The sequence below is a fragment of the Pseudomonas sp. D47 genome (assembly GCF_045447305.1).
Classification (GTDB): domain Bacteria; phylum Pseudomonadota; class Gammaproteobacteria; order Pseudomonadales; family Pseudomonadaceae; genus Aquipseudomonas.
In genome coordinates, this window is sequence record NZ_JBJGXU010000029.1 from 36,410 (window position 1) to 55,599 (window position 19,190).

15 protein-coding genes and 1 other RNA gene are annotated in these 19,190 nt (G+C 52.0%); 11 read left to right on the forward strand and 5 right to left on the reverse strand.

All coding sequences use genetic code 11. The features are described from left to right. Positions 1–93 precede the first annotated feature (93 nt). The 4 genes from ACI77I_RS19110 (at position 94) to ACI77I_RS19125 (ending at position 3,381) form a co-directional block, all read left to right on the forward strand. Entirely contained in the window at positions 94–375 is a 282-nt protein-coding gene (locus ACI77I_RS19110) for a hypothetical protein (protein ID WP_094951694.1), read from the forward strand. Positions 376–479: 104 nt separating this feature from the next. After that, positions 480–876, forward strand: a transfer-messenger RNA (tmRNA) gene (gene ssrA, locus ACI77I_RS19115). A 185-nt stretch (positions 877–1,061) separates the two neighbouring features. Further along, a complete protein-coding gene (locus ACI77I_RS19120; protein ID WP_406998171.1) occupies positions 1,062–2,318 on the forward strand; it encodes an integrase domain-containing protein in 1,257 nt (418 codons plus the stop codon). Between the two features lie 133 nt (positions 2,319–2,451). Beyond that, positions 2,452–3,381 carry a hypothetical protein gene (locus ACI77I_RS19125; RefSeq protein WP_406998172.1) on the forward strand — a complete coding sequence of 310 codons (930 nt, stop codon included), beginning with the start codon at positions 2,452–2,454 and terminating at the stop codon, positions 3,379–3,381. 320 nt (positions 3,382–3,701) lie between these two features. On the opposite strand, the gene ACI77I_RS19130 is transcribed toward ACI77I_RS19125, so the two are convergent. From ACI77I_RS19130 to ACI77I_RS19140, 3 genes are read right to left on the reverse strand one after another with little or no spacing between them, the layout of a single operon-like run. After that, positions 3,702–6,698 carry an AAA family ATPase gene (locus ACI77I_RS19130; protein WP_406998173.1) on the reverse strand — a complete coding sequence of 999 codons (2,997 nt, stop codon included), beginning with the start codon at positions 6,696–6,698 and terminating at the stop codon, positions 3,702–3,704. Continuing rightward, on the reverse strand, positions 6,695–7,294 hold the full coding sequence (locus ACI77I_RS19135) for an ABC-three component system middle component 1 (protein ID WP_406998174.1): 600 nt from the start codon (positions 7,292–7,294) through the stop codon (positions 6,695–6,697). The genes ACI77I_RS19130 and ACI77I_RS19135 overlap by 4 nt, the downstream gene beginning before the upstream one ends. Position 7,295: 1 nt before the next feature. Then, positions 7,296–9,266: an ABC-three component system protein gene (locus tag ACI77I_RS19140; RefSeq protein WP_406998175.1), complete on the reverse strand. Its 1,971-nt coding sequence runs from the start codon at positions 9,264–9,266 to the stop codon at positions 7,296–7,298. 374 nt (positions 9,267–9,640) lie between these two features. Between ACI77I_RS19140 and ACI77I_RS19145 the strand changes: the two genes are divergently transcribed. The 4 genes from ACI77I_RS19145 (at position 9,641) to ACI77I_RS19160 (ending at position 13,101) form a co-directional block, all read left to right on the forward strand. Further along, a complete protein-coding gene (locus tag ACI77I_RS19145) occupies positions 9,641–9,970 on the forward strand; it encodes a hypothetical protein (RefSeq protein WP_406998176.1) in 330 nt (109 codons plus the stop codon). 92 nt (positions 9,971–10,062) lie between these two features. Next, the gene (locus ACI77I_RS19150) at positions 10,063–11,031 is read left to right on the forward strand and encodes a DUF932 domain-containing protein (RefSeq protein ID WP_406998177.1); all 969 of its coding nucleotides are present in this window, start codon (positions 10,063–10,065) and stop codon (positions 11,029–11,031) included. Between the two features lie 79 nt (positions 11,032–11,110). Next, positions 11,111–12,115, forward strand: coding sequence for a YqaJ viral recombinase family protein (locus ACI77I_RS19155; protein WP_406998178.1), 1,005 nt, complete (start codon positions 11,111–11,113; stop codon positions 12,113–12,115). Between the two features lie 74 nt (positions 12,116–12,189). Beyond that, a complete protein-coding gene (locus tag ACI77I_RS19160) occupies positions 12,190–13,101 on the forward strand; it encodes a hydrolase or metal-binding protein (RefSeq protein ID WP_406998179.1) in 912 nt (303 codons plus the stop codon). A gap of 50 nt (positions 13,102–13,151) precedes the next feature. On the opposite strand, the gene ACI77I_RS19165 is transcribed toward ACI77I_RS19160, so the two are convergent. Further along, complete coding sequence (locus tag ACI77I_RS19165; protein WP_256858702.1) at positions 13,152–13,496, reverse strand: helix-turn-helix domain-containing protein; 345 nt, start codon at positions 13,494–13,496, stop codon at positions 13,152–13,154. A gap of 247 nt (positions 13,497–13,743) precedes the next feature. Between ACI77I_RS19165 and ACI77I_RS19170 the strand changes: the two genes are divergently transcribed. The 3 genes from ACI77I_RS19170 (at position 13,744) to ACI77I_RS19180 (ending at position 15,717) form a co-directional block, all read left to right on the forward strand. Then, positions 13,744–14,103: a hypothetical protein gene (locus ACI77I_RS19170; protein WP_406998180.1), complete on the forward strand. Its 360-nt coding sequence runs from the start codon at positions 13,744–13,746 to the stop codon at positions 14,101–14,103. 92 nt (positions 14,104–14,195) lie between these two features. Further along, a complete protein-coding gene (locus ACI77I_RS19175; RefSeq protein WP_406998181.1) occupies positions 14,196–14,825 on the forward strand; it encodes a histidine phosphatase family protein in 630 nt (209 codons plus the stop codon). Then, positions 14,794–15,717: a hypothetical protein gene (locus ACI77I_RS19180; RefSeq protein ID WP_406998182.1), complete on the forward strand. Its 924-nt coding sequence runs from the start codon at positions 14,794–14,796 to the stop codon at positions 15,715–15,717. Before ACI77I_RS19175 ends, ACI77I_RS19180 begins: the two co-directional genes overlap by 32 nt. 420 nt (positions 15,718–16,137) lie before the next feature. Here ACI77I_RS19180 and ACI77I_RS19185 read toward each other — a convergent pair whose 3' ends face one another. Continuing rightward, complete coding sequence (locus tag ACI77I_RS19185; RefSeq protein WP_406998183.1) at positions 16,138–19,188, reverse strand: type III restriction-modification system endonuclease; 3,051 nt, start codon at positions 19,186–19,188, stop codon at positions 16,138–16,140. Positions 19,189–19,190: the final 2 nt, after the last annotated feature.

The window sequence follows — 19,190 nt, forward strand, 5'->3', positions numbered from 1 at the left end:
GCATAGGCCTCGGTGAACGAGGCTCATCAGTGATGTCGCTGGCAGGCCTTGAACGCCAGCAGCGTCGAGCCCTTTTTCGCAAGGAGATACCCTATGAAGCGTTCCGCTCTTGCTGGCTTGTTTATTACCGCTGCGATGATGGCCTCCCCGGTGTTTGCAGCCGGTAAAACAGACGAGCTTTGCCAAATCAACCTGGACAAAATCAACAACGGCAAAGCGCTACTGGCCACCGACACCAGTGGCAAAAGCGGCGAAATCGACACCGCCGTCTCCCAGGCTAAGGCTGCCCACGCGGCTGGCGATGACAAGAAGTGCATCGAGATCACCTCCAAAGCCATCCAGGACTTGCAGAACAGCGAGAAAGGCGGCCAGTAAGCCCCTGACGCGCTCGCGGCCAACCTTCGGGTTGGCCTTCTGCGAACGTTTGGCGTACACTGCACAGGCTTGTCACTCACTAAGAAACAACGAGTTACAAGCACGGGGCCGTTTAGGATTCGACGCCGGTCGCGAAACTTTAGGTGCATGCCGAGTTGGTAACAGAACTCGTAAATCCACTGTTGCAACTTCTTATAGTTGCCAATGACGAAAACTACGGCCAGGAATTCGCTATCGCTGCGTAAGCAGCCTTAGACCTGAGCTTCTGGTACCTTCGGGTCCAGCAATCACCAGGGGATGTCTGTAAACCCAAAGTGATTGTCATATAGAACAGAATCGCCGTGCAGTACGTTGTGGACGAAGCGGCTAAAACTTACACAACTCGCCCAAAGCACCCTGCCCTTCGGGTCGCTGAGGGTTAACTTAATAGAAACGGCTACGCATGTAGTACCGACAGCGGAGTACTGGCGGACGGGGGTTCAAATCCCCCCGGCTCCACCACTTCAACATCTAAAGACGTCCACGGACGTCTTTTTTTGTGCCTGAAACCCAGTAAATACGGGGCTTTAGGGTCTACTAGCGTCCATGGACGTCCGGCACAATCCACGCCACCTGGTATTCCAGATGGTATTCCAAGCCTTTCAGTGATAATTTTTGGAATACCAATTGATGTCATGGAATACCTCATGTGCGCCCAAGCCACCCGCCTCTCTGACCGCCAGCTCAAAGCGGTAAAGCCGAAAGACAAGGACTACGTCCTCAGCGATGGAGACGGTTTACAGCTGCGCGTTAGGGTCAATGGCTCTACGCTATGGAACTTCAATTACCGGCAGCCGATTACCAAAAATCGCATCAATATGGGCCTAGGCACCTACCCAGAACTCTCACTCGCGCAAGCCAGGAAGAAAACAGTTGAAGCCAGAGAGCTTCTCGCCCAGGGCATCGACCCGAAAGAACGACGTAGCGAGCTGGAGCAGACAAAAAGGCAGGCTACCGAGCACACATTCGAGAACGTGGCGTCTGCTTGGTTTGAACTGAAAAAGGATTCGGTCACTCAGGCTTATGCCGAGGACATCTGGCGCTCGCTCACACTGCATGTCTTTCCCTCACTGGAAACAACACCTATCTCGCAGATCAATGCCCCGATGGTCATCGAACTGCTGCGCCCTTTGGAAACTAAAGGTAGCCTGGAGACAGTGAAGCGACTGACCCAACGACTCAACGAGATCATGACCTACGGAGTGAACTCGGGAATGATCTTTGCCAACCCACTCAGCGGCATCCGGGCCGTTTTCAAGAAACCGAAAAAGCAGAACATGGCCGCTCTTCGGCCAGAAGAACTGCCAGAACTGATGATTGCAATCGCCAATGCCAGCATCAAAAGAACAACACGCTGCTTGATCGAGTGGCAGCTTCACACCATGACGCGCCCTGCGGAAGCAGCTACAACTTCCTGGACTGACATCGACTTCGAAAGGAAGATCTGGACCATCCCACCTGAGCGCATGAAAAAGCGACGTGCGCACGTCATACCACTGACTGAACAAGCACTTGCTCTCCTTGAGACGATCAAACCCTACAGCGGCCATAGAGAGTTCGTATTCCCCGCTGACAGAGATCCACGCACCCACTGCAACAGTCAGTCGGCCAACATGGCCCTGAAGCGGATGGGTTTCGAGGGGCGCCTCGTAAGTCATGGAATGCGCTCAATGGCGAGCACTATTCTCAACGAGCAGGGCTGGGATCCTGAATTGATAGAAGTCGCACTTGCCCACGTCGATAAAGACGAGGTACGCAGCGCCTATAACCGAGCGGACTACATTGAGCGCAGACGCCCAATGATGGCCTGGTGGAGCGGCCATATCCAAGAAGCTGCTACCGGTAACTTGTCTGTGTCAGCTATCAGAGAAAATCGAGATAAAAAAGTCGTTTCGATACGTTGAACCAAGGGCAGCTTTCGACTCAAAACAGGCGTTGTGGAGGGTTGCATTTACTTGAAAAGCACATGGCGCTAGCCATTTTTCTCGTTATATGGAATACGTAATTACGTCCAAATCTAACCTTGAGGGATCAACGGTGTTTTCTTATTCCTTTGCAGTGAAACTAACAGATCGCAACATCGGTACAAAGTCCCCTGAAGCCCTATTCGACAGCGAAAATCAAGCTGTCAAGGTTGAACGCAAAGAGGATAACGTCTTGCTGATCTCATCCGATGGCTACTCAAGCAAGGAGGGCGCACTCCAGCATCTGGCTACGATGATGATGAAAACTAAAATCACACTGCTTAAGCTCAAGATTGCTCACCTTGATTGGCTGTCCTTCGACACTACTCAGCGCTTAGCGACAAATACCATTGGTAGCTTCTTTGAGAAATCTAACATTGTCGCGGTGAGCTACAAGCCCCAGGTCTATGAAACCGAGCGCAGCCAACATTGGCCTGGCGCCATGCCTACAGGCACCACGTTCGATCTTGGATCACTCACAGAAATCGCCCTTCCTGATACTGAATTCAACTTCGGCACGATTCGCACGCTGGAAGCGTTGAATGTGCTTGGGCTTGCTTTGGCTGACCCACATGCTAAATCCAAGCTCATTCTGGCAATGACTGCAGTAGAAACTCTCAGCGATAGAGGACGCGTAGAGAAGAACTTCCAGGACGCGCTTGATACCCTCAAGAAAAAAGTATCGGAGATACAATCCACCGATGAGGTTAAAAACTGGCTTAAAAGTGTGTTGGGTGAAGCCAAAAGGGAATCGATTTCAAAAGCAGGGAAACGCCTGGTCAAAGCGCTCCTCGGAGAGCAGAAAGCCGAAGAGTTCGAAAAACTTTACAAATTACGATCCAGCCTTGTGCACGGCAGTGAGTCACGCCTGGCAATCGATATCGATGGTCATGCCGAGATTGAGGAAAAAGCTGAAGAAGGCTTCCAGTTGGCATTGGAGCTCACCTTATTGTTCCGTGAACCCGCAGGTTCGACTCCGAATGCACAGGTGATCGCGGAGTAGGTTTGCTATTCCCGTCTCGCCTCCAGAGCGCTCAGCGGGACTGCTTTTACTCTGAGGAGGACTGGATAGTCCAATGACCAGGGGGCCAGTTAACTCGCGGAGATTGAAAAGGGCTGCATTAACGCGCACTTTATCTTTCCGCAAAATTCAAGATCTGCGTCCCTATTTTTGACCTCACAGTAGTCCTTTCTGTACGACGCTTAGATCGTCCGCGCTCCTGAGTCTGAGCAAAGCAGGCTCAGCTCAACCATGAAGCTATCAATTTATCGACGTATGTCTTTTACGTATTCCCGTTTAATAGTAGATATTAACGCAGCCTACTATTGACTAACTCTCCCAGGCCATTGGCTCTCCTCAGCCTTAACTCCCTCAATCGTGGGCACGAGCGACCATATTCGAGCATCAATCCCATCGTTTTGCAGTTTTCGCATGAAATATCGAGCCTGCAGAGCATCATGTGTCGCGATCACCACCTGAAAACCGTGGTCGACAATATAGTCACGGAGAACATCGAACACCGAGGAGGCGTGTACCAGGTCATGGTGCTGAGTCGGATCATCCAAGAGCAGAGCTTTCCAAGGCGACCAACGATGATTGACGGCCATGGAGAGCAGGAACGTGAGTTGTAAATCGGTCAGTTGGGCTTCGCTGGCGATTGCCGGCACTGGGACATCGTTGCCATGGAGCGGCACCGAGACCTCTGCGCGGTCTTTTTTCCAAGCACTATAAAAGTCCATTTTCGTAGCGGAGAAGCGCTGGTCTCTAACTATTCGTTTCAGCAGTGCTTGCCATCGGGGAACAACCGCAACTACGTGCTTCTGCACATTCTCAATTTCCTGCTTCAGGTATTGATTGAATGCGTCCATAGCAGTAGACATTTTCGTGAGGCGCCCTAGTGACGCTCTTTTTTCATCAATCCGCTTTTGTAGTTGACTGGAGAACTCTTCTTCAGACAGTCCTCCGCGCCGATGATCTAATAGTCCCTGAGCTACACGTGTTTGCTCAAGGTTGGCCCAAGCGGAAATCTCTATCTTGATAGTCTCAAGCGACTCAGAATGCCGCTCCAGCTCTACAAGGTCCGCGTTCAACTTAGCCTCATGACTGCGCGCCACCTCAGCACCAGGGTCACCGGTCAAGCTAAGTTGACGCCAAGTACCTCTAAGGGCCGCAAGTCGTGTCACCGCCTCCGTGAATTGGGTCGCCGCACCCGAAGCCAAAAAGGTTAGCTCTCCCAACTGAGCTTGTTGCCTATCCAACAACGATTGCTCAATGATGGTTTTCGCTTGAAGGTCTGAAATACGCTGGACAATTCGATTTTTATCGGCGGAAAGCTCATCCTGCGAGCGCAACGGAGGCGCATCAGCGATAATTGCAGCGTGCGATGCGGTGGCTTGATCTAGACGTGTGCTTGCGTCGGATTGGGCTTGTCTCGCTGATTCCAGTGACCGAGTAGCGAGCTCATAGGCATTCTTCGTCCGATCGAAATCTTCCCTTGTCGGAAGCACTGCCAGACTTTTTTTCTTTTCAGAGAGTTGGTGTTTACCGGTGTTATTTGCCTCCAACTGAAGCCGAACTGACTCCTTCGCCAAGGGCAGCGTATCGCTTGCAAGAATGGACTCAGATTGGTACTCGCAGATCTGCGAAACTAAATTGGTTTGATCAGCCTCCAGCTCGAACAGCTCCTCTTGACCCGCTTGCATGGCAGTCTGGCCAGCAGCCACCGCGTCCTGGCTGGCCCGGAGTTGATCGGTCGCGCTCTTTAGTCTGAGCTCTGCTTCGACAATACTCGGGTCAATAGCCTGCAACGCATTGTTTACACGTTCGTGTAGCTTCTGTGCTCCATGCGGCTCTCCACACAAGGGGCAATCACCACGATCAGGTGGCAAATGCGCGGCAATGGAAGCCACTGCCTGGCGAATAGTATCTGCGGCTGAACTCAGCGTTTGATGGTTACTTCTCGCCTGAGTCTCCTCGGTTTCGCAAATGCTGCGCGAAGACACCGCATCGACGAGCTGCTTGCCCATCACCTCCAATCGTTCTTGGGCGAGACCAATTTCAGTTGCCACAACTTCGGCGCGCTTTAGTGCCTGTGCCCAGAGTTCTACTATCTGCAAGCCTCTTTGAAGATCAGATTCGGTCTGAGCCAGAGATTGGAGCTGTTTATCAAGCAGCTCATGCTGGTTACGCAACTGTTCGTTGTTCTGGTGTAGATCACGAAGCCTGGCACAGGCTCGCTCGCAATCGTTTAAGGTGCCACTAGCCTCTTGAAGTGCCGCAGTACGCTGAAGGATTTCCTGCTTGGAGTTAGCCTCGCTAACATGCTGTTCCAACTGCTGATCAACGGCTGCGCGCTCCTGTTCTGCTAGTACAATATCGTTGTGAGTAAGATCATGGGCAATAGAGGTGTCGGCGCGCTCCTGCATCTTGTCATCGAGAGCGACCTTCGCGGACGTGTTCGCCTGACTCAGAATTTGCACTTGAGACTGATCAGAAAGGAATTTCCCGATCAGGTCATCGACCTCAGTCAGCGCCGAGATCTGTTCTCGCAGGCGGGCAACCTTAACTTGGAGCATCTCTGCCAAAGCTAAGTGGACAGTCTCTAGTGAGTCCTGCCGAACAGGCTCAGTAAGAAGACCCGGCGGCAGCAGCGCAAGGCTTTGTGTCTGGTTCGCAATATCAGAGATCGTGCGGGCGATGGTGTCTCTGGTTCTCAACGCCCCCTGGGATTGGGCCGCAGCTATATCCCGCTCTTGGGCCAAGCTCTGCCAATCCCTCTGTTCTACCTCAATGGCTGCCAGCAGTACTTTGGCTTGATTAACCTGCTCTGTAAGAGAGCGACGGATACCTGCGAGCACTGTACTAGCTTGAGCCCCATCCCGACCAATAGGCAGTCGCGCGAGTTGAGCACCCGCCGCTTTTGGGTCGGTCTGAACTAGCCAGTCGCGCTCACGTTGATCCAGCAAATGCGTGAGCCGTAACAAATACGGTAAGTCGCCAGGTGCCGTATCGGGAAATATAGCGCTCAGGTCTCCTCCTTGGACAACCTCGCCAGCCAAGTTTACTCGGGACGAAGCAATGATGCCGTCGAAGTTCAGGCTTACCTGAGCGTGAGTTTGCGAATCTCGAATAATAGGGGAGAGGTCGTCACCAAGACGGTTGATCTTTCCCGTCAAAGCCAACTCAATGGCTTCAAAGACTGCCGTTTTACCCGTACCGTTCGGAGCGATCAAGATGGTAGCCCCGGGACTTAATTCGATCGTAGCTTCTGAGCCGAATCGTCGTATATTCGAAAGCGTGACAGATTTCAGCTTCGTCATTTTGCCTCCTCGACACCAAAAGCCACTTCGCTCAAGACCTTAGCCACTTCGCTTCCGGGTTTGCCGGACAGTAGTGATTCATACCAAGCATCGAGATGCGTAGCCGTCCAAGGATGGGTCTTTGAAAGAGAACTCAGTGCGGCCAATAGAGGATCGCTGATCGAGTCCCCTCCCCCGACCGGTGAAAGAGAGGCTAGGAAGGTACGATCTAAGAAATCGTTGGCCGGCTCTGAGTCCCGTACTACCACCTTTCTGCAGAATCGATCATCCGTTTCGATCCGGGCAGCGTCTTCTTCAGTTATTCCATTGATCAGCAGGAACATGTAGAGATCGGCTGTCTGAGGTTCGGGGAGGACATCTCGGGTATCAGCCGCCCAGCGAAAGGCTGCTTGAATTGAAGATGGCTCGAAAGGCAACTCTGCAATCAAGATGGTTCGCCAACCAGCATTTGTGGTGCTCAAGCGCTTGAGCCTACAAACAACAGAGTCGAGGGCTGTTCCCGGCAAAGCGAGCGCCTCTGAATCAGCGCTTTGAATCTCATACCGATCTGCAGCACGCTCGGAGATGGCGTTGACCACCGTTTCAATTGTCACCATCTCAGACTCCTTTCCCATTGGCTTTGATCGCGGCCTCTCGGGCCATTTGCCGATCTTGCCACTGCATTCCAAAATACTGTTGTACGCTTTGTAGGGTTCCTTGGCGCAAGAACTGGATAGCCTTAAACCTCGTCACCAATAACTGAGGCCGGCGTTCCGCAGCCATACTTGTAGATGTCCCGGCATCGTCCGCCATCCCTTCATCAAGTAACGTTGTTGGTGATGCACTGACACCTGAAAGGATGACAACAGACGCAGGCGAAGGCCCTACGACTGCCATCAAACCGTCTTCTGACAGCTCCCGCACACATCCTTTGTCAGTCGCGGGTCCCGACCAATGCTTGAGAGCAATGCTGAGCACCTCCCCACAATTGGGGAACGACCGCCAGTTGGCTCCATCACCGCCGACCGCAACAGCAACCAACAGAAGGGTTACAATTGCAACGTCCATCATTTCTATAGTGCGAGGTCCGACACGCAATGCGTGTGTGGCATTCATTCCCTCGGTCGCTGGATATAACAGCTGCTCCAAGAGAAGCTGACGGCTTACGCAGTCGACAGTCAACTCTGATGACCAGGATTGCCAGGTCATGTCCATCGCGTTCAATAACGCTAGATCTTTGATCTCGCCCAAACGCGCTGAGACGCTCTCCCTGAGCTGTTTCCAGACGACTTCGTCCATTGCCCTGGCAAGCGCCTCGGCCTCGGTACGCGCGGCGATTTGAGTCGTGAGGTCGCGCTGGGCCGCACAAACGAGGCTTTCTGGGTTCTCAAACCACGGAAGGTCTTTGAGGTCTCGCTCCCCGTTACCAAGCGTGTGGCCAATTTGGTGGCCTGCGCTGGTACGCCAAGAACTTTCATCGAGCAACAGACTTTGGCTACCCTGTTGCAGATGCAGTGCCAGGCGAAGTATGGCAGAGGGCAAAGTCAGACTTGTCCCAGCTGGGGCGGAGTGCTTGGCGTAGATCCGGAGCCTGCTATTCCGTGAAACGGTGCTCCACAGGTGCTCAACTACAGCGTTGGAGCAGCCTGCGATTGAGGTCGCGCCCTCAACATTGTGAGTACCTGAGACAGACCATGGATTATTTCCTGAGGCTGGCTGGCCCAGAAGGTACTGAGTCCAAGTTTCAATATCTGGGCGCAACATCGCTCGAAGGTGCCGGACTACTGCGTGACATTGCACCGCAGATACATCAGAGGTGTTGCTGGTGATGTACGCTATCAGTAGATCAAGGGTTTGCTTCGGATTGATGAAGTGGCGCTCAAGGGACTCAATTGCTCGCTTTTCGAGATTCGCCTCGTTTCCGACGCAGACAACAGTTACACGTTTCATCGTGTTCTGAATGTGTGCCCAGTCCGTGAAGCCACACCAGGTGGTGAGCCACTGATAAATGCTTTTCGTAGGCCCATCGTCCCGAGCAGCAAGTGCTTCAAGATCGACGCCGTCCTGGCGGCATAGCCCACAAAACTCATCCAAGTGATTCACGGTGAGTTTATTTTTAATCCCGAGGTGCGCACCCAAGAGGGTAAGCGAAAACGTACGGTCAGGTGCGAGTTGACCTTCATCAGAAGCAGACCAACTGGCCAAGTGCCCAAAGGCTGAATCGAGCACTGAGCCCTCAACAGCGTCTTGCTTGTCAGTTGACTCCGGGGTTGAGGGGAGGTTGGGGTCCGATGGTGTCTTGGTCTGCTGTTGCTTCTTCTTTTGGCTCCGCGAAGCAAGATACTCGCCTTTGTCGGGGGCTTTAGTACAAAACGGTGTCGTCTGCCGCTTTATCTGCAGATGCTCGTACTGACCAGAAGCATGCAGGATGACCACGTCATCCCACTCCTTGATTCCCCCCTGTTCAGCGCCAATTTCAATCGGCGCAAGTCTCCCGCCGAGAAACTTATCCAGCATGTCCGACAATCTTTGAGCAATAACGAGGCGCTCGTAATGAGACTTCTGCTCTAGTCGGAACCTCTTGATCATCCTGGAATCCTTTCAATCCAAAAGCCATCACCCTGCTCCGCTGGCAGTGTGCCACATAGTAACGATTGTGCTAGACACGAGATATAGAGAATCGGCAAAAGGTTCCCGCTGACGCTTCGCCTTTAGTGAAGGAGGGCTCCGGCATCACTCAAGATTATCAACGGAGACTAAACAAATTGGTGTGTTCTAACGTCTCAATCAACGGGGCGTAGCCGCAAAAACACAATAGCCATAAAACGGCGCCTCTGTTTTTACACAGCGTATGCCTACTTCTGCCGCACAGTTCAAATCATTCATCAAAAACGGATATTCGATTCGAAAAAAACTCAACTCTACATCACTGCCATGACACCCCCACCATGGAGCCTCAAACCATGTCATTGCAGTGCCCTCGCTGTAACTCACCCAAAATCGCTTCCTTCCACCAAGCCATGAAAATTGCAGCGGCCATCGGTACGGTCGGCGGAGCAGCACGCGGCGTCAGTGCAGCACTTGCTGGCGGTCAGGCAGGTGCCACCGTTGGCGCTATTGCCGGTCCGTTCGGCGTCACACTCGGAGCCGTTTCTGGCGCCATCCTAGGCGGACTTGTCGGCGGCGCTGGCGGCTGCGCATTAGGAGCTCAACTAGGCGGCAAGCTTGACCGCCATGTACTCGCCCACAACCTCTGCCTGATCTGCGGGCACCGCTTCAACCTCCCTGCTTAATCCGTCTTCTACTCCTTTCTTTCTATTACCTCCGGACAGTGCCACGCGATGCGTGGCGTTTATGCCGGCCTGCACCCCAAGGAACCTTAATCATGGCTCATCAAATCGAACAAATGGCTTACATTGGCGCAACCCCGTGGCACGGCCTCGGCCGTCAACTGACACAGAAACAGCCGATCGAAGTCTGGCAGCGTGAAGCCGGTATGGACTGGCAGATTCAGGAAAGTCCGGTTCACTTCAAGGCCGACGCTATCGGCCATATGGGCAGCATTCACTCATTCCCGGAACAAAAGGTGCTGTACCGTTCCGACACCAAGGCACCGCTGTCGGTGGTTTCTAACCGCTATCAAATCGTTCAGCCACGTGAGGTGATGGAGTTCTACCGAGACCTGACTGAAGTGTCCGGCTATGAGCTGGAAACCGCTGGAGTGCTCAAAGGCGGTCGTAAGTTCTGGGCATTAGCGCGAACCGGGCAAAGAACAGCACTGAAAGGCAACGACGTGGTGAATGGCTACTTGTTGCTGGCGACCTCTTGCGACGGCACGCTCGCCACTACCGCCACGCCGACTACCGTTCGCGTGGTCTGCAACAACACTTTGACCATCGCCCTGGATGGCACCACACGCGCCATCAAGGTGCCGCACAGCACCCGGTTCGATGCCCGGGCCGTCAAAAAGCAATTGGGTGTAGCCGTCTCGCAATGGGACGAGTTCATGTATCGCATGCGCGTGCTGGCCGACCGTAAAGTCCAGTGGCATGAAGCTATGGGGTTCTTCATGAACGTCTTATGTGAAGTAACGCCCAATAGCAAACTACCTGAAGTCCTCCCCAACGAACGTGCCCTGCGCAAAGTACAAAGCCTGTACGAAGGACGCGGACGTGGCGCAACGCTTGAGTCGTCACAAGGCACTGCCTGGGGTCTGCTCAACGCCGTGACCGAGTATGTCGACCACGAGCGCAGAGCACGTAGCAACGAGTACCGCATGGACTCCGCCTGGTTCGGTCAGGGGGCGCAAATCAAACAACGGGCATTGGAGGCTGCCCAACAACTCGCTGCCTGAAATGACCTCTACCCTTCAACCATAACGCCCGTTCAGCATCCAGCTCAACGGGCGTTTTTACATCCGTAAGGTATCCCTCATGAAAGCGATTCCTAAAAATGAAAATGCTTACAAGAGCCGTCCGGCCCTTCGTTTAATTGGCACCAAAGAACTGCCCCGTGAAGACTGGCTCACCGTACGCAAACAAGGCATTGGCAGCTCAGACGCGGGCGCAGCGGTTGGCCTGAACCCTTATAAATCGCAGCTTGAGTTGTGGCTTGAAAAGACGGGCCGGGATGCCGCGCTACCGAAAATAGACCCTCATGATGAGGAAAGCCCTGCCTACTGGGGCAATGTGCTGGAGCCCATCGTTGCCTGGCATTACAGCAAACGCACCGGCAAGAAAGTGCGACGGATTAACGCCGTGCTGCAGCATCCTGATCCAGAACTACCCTGGATGCTCGCCAATATTGACCGCGAAGTGAACGGTGCCGACGATGTACAAATCCTTGAATGCAAAACTGCCGGCATAAACGGAGCACGCCTCTGGAAAGAAGGCGTGCCTGAGTATGTGCAATTGCAGGTCATGCACCAGTTGGCCGTCACCGGCAAGCAGGCGGCTGATGTTGCAGTTCTGCTTGGTGGCCAGCATTTAGAGATCTACCGCATCGAACGGGACGAGCAAATGATTGCTCGCCTGATCGAACTGGAACGCAAATTCTGGCATTACGTACAAACCGACACCCCACCTCCCGTCGATGGTAGCGCCTCATCTGAAGCGGCGCTGCGTTGCCTTTACCCTCACGACAACGGCCAAACCGTGGACTTCAGCGCCCATGCTGGATTGGCCGCGACCTACTTGGAACTCAAGGCTGTTCGGCAGTCCATTACGGCAAAAGAAAGCCGCGAATCTCAACTGAAACAGATCCTGCTGCAAGCCATGGGCGAAGCCACACGTGCGCAGTTCAGCAATGGCTTTATCAGTTGGAAACGCTCCAAAGACAGCACCGTGCTCGATGTCGAGCGCCTGCTGAAGGAGAAGCCCTACCTGCAAGTCCGCTTCAGCATGCGCAAGGAAGGCAGCCGCCGCTTCCTTATCAACTGATCTTTTTTCCTGTCTGGCCGTCCCTACGCGATTCAGTTTTCGGGTGGCCATTTTCACTTCCAAGGAGAACCACCATGCTCAAAGGCCTGGTCATTACACCGCCCGTGCTCGGACGTATTTCCATTGGCAAAATCGTCGAGAAAAACGGTAAGCGCCTACCGGAGAAAGACGATCAATTCACGATCACCTCACAGGTGCAAAGTAGGGACGGCTGGCTGCTGCATCCGTTGAATGACGAATTACGCGAGACGCCTGACACCAAGCTACGGAGCATCCCCATTCGCGTGCTGTTCAACGATCCAGAGCTCAACTTCAGGGCTGAGTACACCCTGTTCGACCGCAACACGGGTCGCCCGCTGTGTGTCGGTAACGGCGAGACCTGCAAGCGGCAATGTGAGGACGGCATCAAGTCCTTGCCCTGCCCTTCACCAGACGCCTGCTTGTTGGCCAAGAGCAATGCCTGCAAGCCTTACGGACGACTTAATGTGGTGATCGGCAACGATGACACACTCGGCAGCTTCGTGTTTCGCACAACAGGCTTTAATAGCATTCGTACACTGGCGGCCCGCTTGCAGTACTTCCAGGCGGTGTCTGGCAACCGCCTGGCGTGCCTACCACTGGAACTGCGCCTACGCGGAAAATCCACTCGGCAGAGCCATGGCACACCAATCTTCTACGCAGACATCACCGTGCGCAGCGGCATGAGCCTGGAAGAAGCACTGCAGGCCGGGAAAGAGTTGGATGAAATACGCCAGGCAGCAGGCTTCCTACAATCGGCTCTAGATGCAGCCGCTCAGAAAGGCTTTAGCAATGGGATTTTTGAAGATAACGAGGAAGACGGTGGTGCGGTAATCGAGGAGTTTTTTACCGGTACCGACAGTGACTCCTGCACCGGCCCCGCTGGCGCATCCAAAGGATCTGTGCCAGCGACACAGCTCGCCCGAAAGCTTGAAGCACTTGCCTCGATCAGCGCAAAAGCTGATTGAACGTCACTGTATTGGTAATAGACGCCACCAGGGACGGGCGCCCTCGCATGCTAATCAACAGTTTTCGAGATCTCCTCGATGCATGTCAACACCTTTGCCTGCGCTGTATTGCTCAGGAGATGAAACTTAATCAGCAGCTCTGCTTCGTTGTCTTCGACAGCGTAAAAATACGCCGCAGGGACGTGGAGTACCTTGCTCAGACGCTCAACAAAATCTGGTGCGGGGGTGCGTTTGCCAAGCTCGTAGCGGTTCATACGTGTACTGGCAGACATTTCATCAAGGCCAGCATCTAAACCCAAGCGTTCCTGCGACATACCAGCACGAATACGCGCTTCCTTGATTCGTTTTGCGAGTACTGACATCGACATAGCCCGACCAAAAAAATGATCGTGCATGGCAATCGCTAGCTAAATACTACCGTTTTGGTAGTATTGGGTTTTTGAACGTTAGCCGCTTCCATCCGAGGGTCGGTATGAAACCAACAGACACACCAACAACAGTCCTTCCTCAAGTCGAAATTGTCGCTTGGTGCACGAATCCCTCCGAGACGAAGCAGTCAGCTCAGAAGCAGGGATTAGCTTTTTAGAGCTCGTATGGGATACCCACAGAACGATAAATTTGAAAAAGATAGGAGAGGAAGATATGACATCACCAATTATAACGGGACTTAATAAAGCAGAAATAATCAAGCTTTTATTAAACAAGTCTTCGTTTGAAGTTATCGGACTTAGAGGAAGCTTCACGGCGTCCATAAAGTCCGTAGAAAACGAAATTGAGCGTCTTGGATTAAAATGCCGAGTTAAAAGCGACATGAAAGGCGCTATCGCTCAAGGCGGCATATTGGGCACTTTCATCGGCGCAGCTTCTTTACCCGTCGGCGTAGCATTAGCAGCTGCTGCTACCTTGGCCAGTACTGGCCACACTCTAGCCACCTACAACCCCGATTACGAAATCATAAAAGACTACATCAATAAAAAACTGAGAGTTGTCTACAAAAAATAGCAAGCAACACAGTCAGTCTGCGCTCGTACTCACGCTAAAAAGTCAATACATACCGAACACAACCAATAAAACTAAAATATTGGACACTTCAAATGATAAATATCAGCTTAACAAAAACAATACTAATCGCTGGCTTTATAAGCACAACACTCTTTGCTTACGAGGCTTTTACAAGAAACGCCGTAGCAAATTTAGACTCACATAAAAAACTAATCGGCTCTGGACTTTCTGAACACTGGAAAAGTGGGAACGTTATTCTGTTAATAAGGCACGAAGAGCGCTGTGATCGCTCAAACAATCCCTGCTTAGGCCCAGACGAAGGAATCACTGCTCTTGGAGGCGAAAGAGCAAAAGAAACAGGCATTCATTTAAAAGCACACTTTGATTTTGAAGATGCTGACATTTTTACCAGCCCAATGACCAGAACAGTTCAAACATCCGACTTCATGCTAGGTAAAGCGAGCCTGCTATCCGATAGAGAGGCCATTTGCGGAAACGACATCGTGGATAAGCTACTCGAACACAAGAACTCCGGCAGAAATCTTATAGTGATGACCCACAACACCTGCATGAAAGATTTAATAAAATCCAGCGGACACAGGTATTCATGGAGCCCCGAATACGGGAGCCTCCTATTTGCAAAAGCAACAAGCAAAAATGAAATACAGATTGTCGGCAAGTTAAATGCTGATGAAGTCCGTAAATACCCATCACCGTTTTAAAACCAAAAGCCATTCACAAAGAACCTTACAAAAAACCCAACTGTTTCCTTCCTCCCACCCTGAGTTTAAGACAGTGAATATAAAATCAACTGCACTCAAAGCAGCAAGCTGCTTGGCACTTGCACTTTCATTGAACGCACAAGCCGAAGTTGACTACGGGTACATGTATCCGCCCGTGCTACCAAATGAACAAAATATGAATGATTTACCTTATGCCATTCCGTGCGCAGAGGCCAAAAACCAGTACGGGGCAAAGTTCTTCCGTTGCACCTGGTATAGCATCCCAAGAAACATTACTCAGTGGAATGCACAGCAGCAGCGCAACGTCACCTTCAGCAACCACATCAGCGGCAAATGCGTACGAGGCACTTGCCGTGCATCCAATGGCTCAGGTATCTATGGAACGTACGGCCAAGACCTCAGCTTTAGTCTCTCAATTTACTATTACATCTATGAAAGTGAGGATGGTTATCCGATTGCCTATCGCATGGATGGTGGGCCAAATAAAAAGGGGAAAGAGGTTACCTACGCACAATCCCGAAAAATACTTCAAGACTTTTTGCTAGATCACGGCATCAGCAAAGCGAGCGCAAAAGACTCTATTAATGCCTACTCGTTGGATGCGAATGCAACGAGTGATTCGTCAGTCGATGACGTGCCACAGGTCGAAAAGACACCCATGACAAAACCCACAAAAGCCATCGAAGTAAAAGAAGCCTGGTGCAACCCGCGTGCAGACGATGAATGCACCATCAATGGCAAGAAAGTATCCAAGGCGGAGCTCAAGCAATACCTGCCGGCGGTATATGAACTAGAAGTGCTCAATTCTGGCGGGCACTGTGAGTATCCAATTTGCTATGACAAAAATGATAAACCGGTAGGAATTCATTGATACATATAGGCATGGGAGCTTCCCCCATGCCTTATTTTTATATGAAGACCTTCGTTACTAAAAAAAATAACACAACCGAAACAACAGACCGTTAGCTATTTAGCTCGCCGTGATTCTCAATTCAAGAGAGAAAGATATTTTTCCTTACGTACACAACACCCATTGCAACTTACATTTAGGCTACAGCACAAAATCATCCGCCCGCCGCGTCAACAGACGCGTCGGTGTGAAATATACCCGCAATCGCGAAATTGCTCCGAGTTCTCCACTTGAACTGAGGATATTATCGAAAACATATTGAATAAAAAAGCCCTGTCTGAGTAACGCTTTAACGGCTCAATACAGGACTTTTCTTTTTTCACCGCCCTTGATAAGCAACAGATCATTTTTTAATTTTATCTGTCTGGGCGTTAATTCTGCTTACTTAACCAGCTCCATCAGCTTCCCGAAGCTGTTCACCACATCGTACTTGACGTTCTCGGGGGCATACTTCCTATTGATCTCGTCGAAGAACTTCCGTGCACATTCGATTTTTGTAGCCTCAATCGGGCGCAGATCCATTGATGACATTGAGCCCTTGGTTTCAGCCACAAAGTACACATGCTTGATCGCTCCTTCCTTGAGCGAAATTGCCCAGTCGGGGTTGTAATCGCCAACCGGCGTGGGGATCAGGAAGCCGCGCGGTAATTTGGCGTACACGACCACGTCAGTACAGGTGTCCAGCTCTTTCACAAAGTCGCGTTCGATGCCGGAGTCGGTGATTACGTAGTCGTAGATGTGACGGTTGAGCTTGTCACCGGCCTTACTGAAGTCCTGCTTGGTCTGGCCACAGGTGAAGATGTCCAAATCAAACTTGTCCTCAACGGGGTCGTAGGCCAAGTGTTCAATGATCATCGTCGCCTTCTGCTCATTGATCAGTCGAATTGCTTCGGCGATGAAGCTTTCAGGATTGGTACGAAACTGCGCAAATATCGCCACACTGATGCCTTTAAGGATGTCCGCCGTAGCGCGTCGCGTCAGTTGCGTACCCTCGGCGACCTTACCAATGAGGTCGTACTTCACCGTTGAATGAATTGACTGTTTGTCGTACTCAACAGTCGTTTCAGAAACCTTGAAACCATCACCGCTCTTCATCGCATCGGCAGTTACCTGATCGATCTGCTCACCTTTCTGGATCGTGTACTGCAAGGGCGTCACTCGTAGGCTCTTGTCCAGCTCCTCGACCGCCTTCTTGACCAGTTCCGCCGAATCAAAGTCGACACTGTAAGCTGCCTTGCGATTGATTCGATTCCACAGTTCCTTGAATTCCTGTTTGTCGAAGTTACTGTTGAGCGGATTCTTCTTTGGCCGACGGTCGTCGCTGATTTCAAACATCAGACTGTCGCTAAAGACGCTGTCGATCAGTTGGTATACCTGCTCGGCATGAGCCTGCAGTTCCGGAGGCAGCGGAGCCAGGGTGCCTTCCTTCTTAGCTTCGTGGTACGCGCCTGTAATGTGGTCCGCATCGTCGCTGTAGTCATTCTTGAGCAGGTACTTGTAGAGCTGTTTGGCCAGCTGCTGCGTAACTTCAATATTGCCAGTCGGAGTCTTGAGCACCTTGCCGGTGAAATAGGCTTCGTCAGCGATTTTAGGACGCGCCGACAAAGACTCGCTGATGTCTTTCTGCAGCGCAGATACGAAGTCTTTATAGCTCTCGCTTGCCACCACGGTTAGCACGTTTATGTCATGGACGATGGCGGGGTTATCCATCCGGTCACCGCTCTGGTTAACGGACAAGCGCAAACCGCGACCTACTTCCTGCCGCCGCGAGATGGTGTTGTCGCTGTGCTTGAGCGCACATATAACGAACACGTTAGGATTGTCCCAGCCTTCACGCAAAGCGGAGTGCGAGAAGATAAAACGCACGGGCTCTTCGAATGACAGCAAGCGCTCCTTGTCCTTTAGTATCAGGTCGTAGGCGTCCACATCATTGGACAGCCCTGCGTTTTCTCCGCGTTTCTCCACACTTGGATCGGCCAACCGTTTGGTCTTCCTGTCGATGGAGAAGTAGCCGCTGTGCGTCCTGCTTGCATCAATTCCCTTCAGGTACTTGATATACGGTGTTTCATCCAGGTCCATCACCTCGTTCAGGTACTGAAGGTATTCCTCTTCAAAGATACGTGCGTAGTCGCCTTTCTCGTCCGCTACCGAGTAATCGCGATACTTGGCCACTTCATCGATGAAGAACAAGGTCAACACCTTGATACCTTGTTGGAATAAGGCCAGCTCTTTATCGAAGTGTGCCTTGATGGCTTCCCGAATCTGGATGCGGCGCAGCGCTTCTTCGTTGACATCCCCGGTGGCCTCGCCAACAAAAAGCTCGATGCCGTTCGTGAAACTCAGGGTATCGGTGTTGGCATTGATGTCCGCGACCACATAGCCACGGTACTGATCCAGCTCGTTTGAAAAGCCATCAGAGAAGAGGTTGTCGCCCTTGGAGAGCTTGCGCACCACGCGTTTGATCTCGCCGCTCTTGAGCTTCTGTTCGAACTCAACGCGGGCCTCGGGCGGCTTCTTGGTCGAAATATCGATGGACTGCAGGTAAAGGTAGGCATTGGTACCAGCCAACCCTTTCACTGAGATGCCACGCACAGCAATTTTTTTCACAAGCTTCTGGTTATATGCGTCCAGCGCGTCCAGTCGGTGGATCTTGTTATGCGTCGTCTTGTGGGTGGCCGAATAGCGCAGCACCATCAAAGCCTTAAATTCCTCCAACGATTTCAAGGTTGCCGCACCCTCCATCTTTTGTGGCTCGTCCAAGATCAGGATAGGGCGGTTGGCGCTGATAACATCAATCGGGCGGCGGGACTGGAAATCATCCAACTCGTCATAGATGCGCCGGTTGTCAGCACCCCGGGCGGCAAACGCCTGGACGTTGATCACCATCACGTTGACACCTGCATCCGACGAAAAGCTCTCCAGGTGGTGTAACTGCTTGGAGTTGTAAATGAAGAAGCGTGCCCTCTTGTGATATGTCTCCAGAAAATGCTCAGCCGTAATTTCCAGCGACTTGGCCACTCCTTCACGGATCGCGATGCTGGGCACCACGATGATGAACTTACTCCAGCCAAACTGTTTATTAAGCTCGAATATGGTCTTGATGTAGCAGTAGGTCTTGCCGGTGCCGGTTTCCATCTCGATGTCGAGATTGACTTTGCTGACTTTGGTATTCACCAACTTGGTGGACAGCGGCAGATTTTGCTGATGCTGCACCTGGGTGATGTTTTCCAGAACGGCAAGTTCAGTCAGCTTCAGATCGGCGTTCTTAAATCCGCCCTCTGCAAATAGGTCCTCAATTCCCTTCTTGGCCTTGCCCGGGTCGATGCGGTAGCTGATGGCCTCTGCTGACGTGGGTGGTTGTCCCTTAAAACAGTCGATGACAGCTTGCACAGCTGCTGTCTGATAGGCCTGCATCTTGAATTTAAGTTTCATCG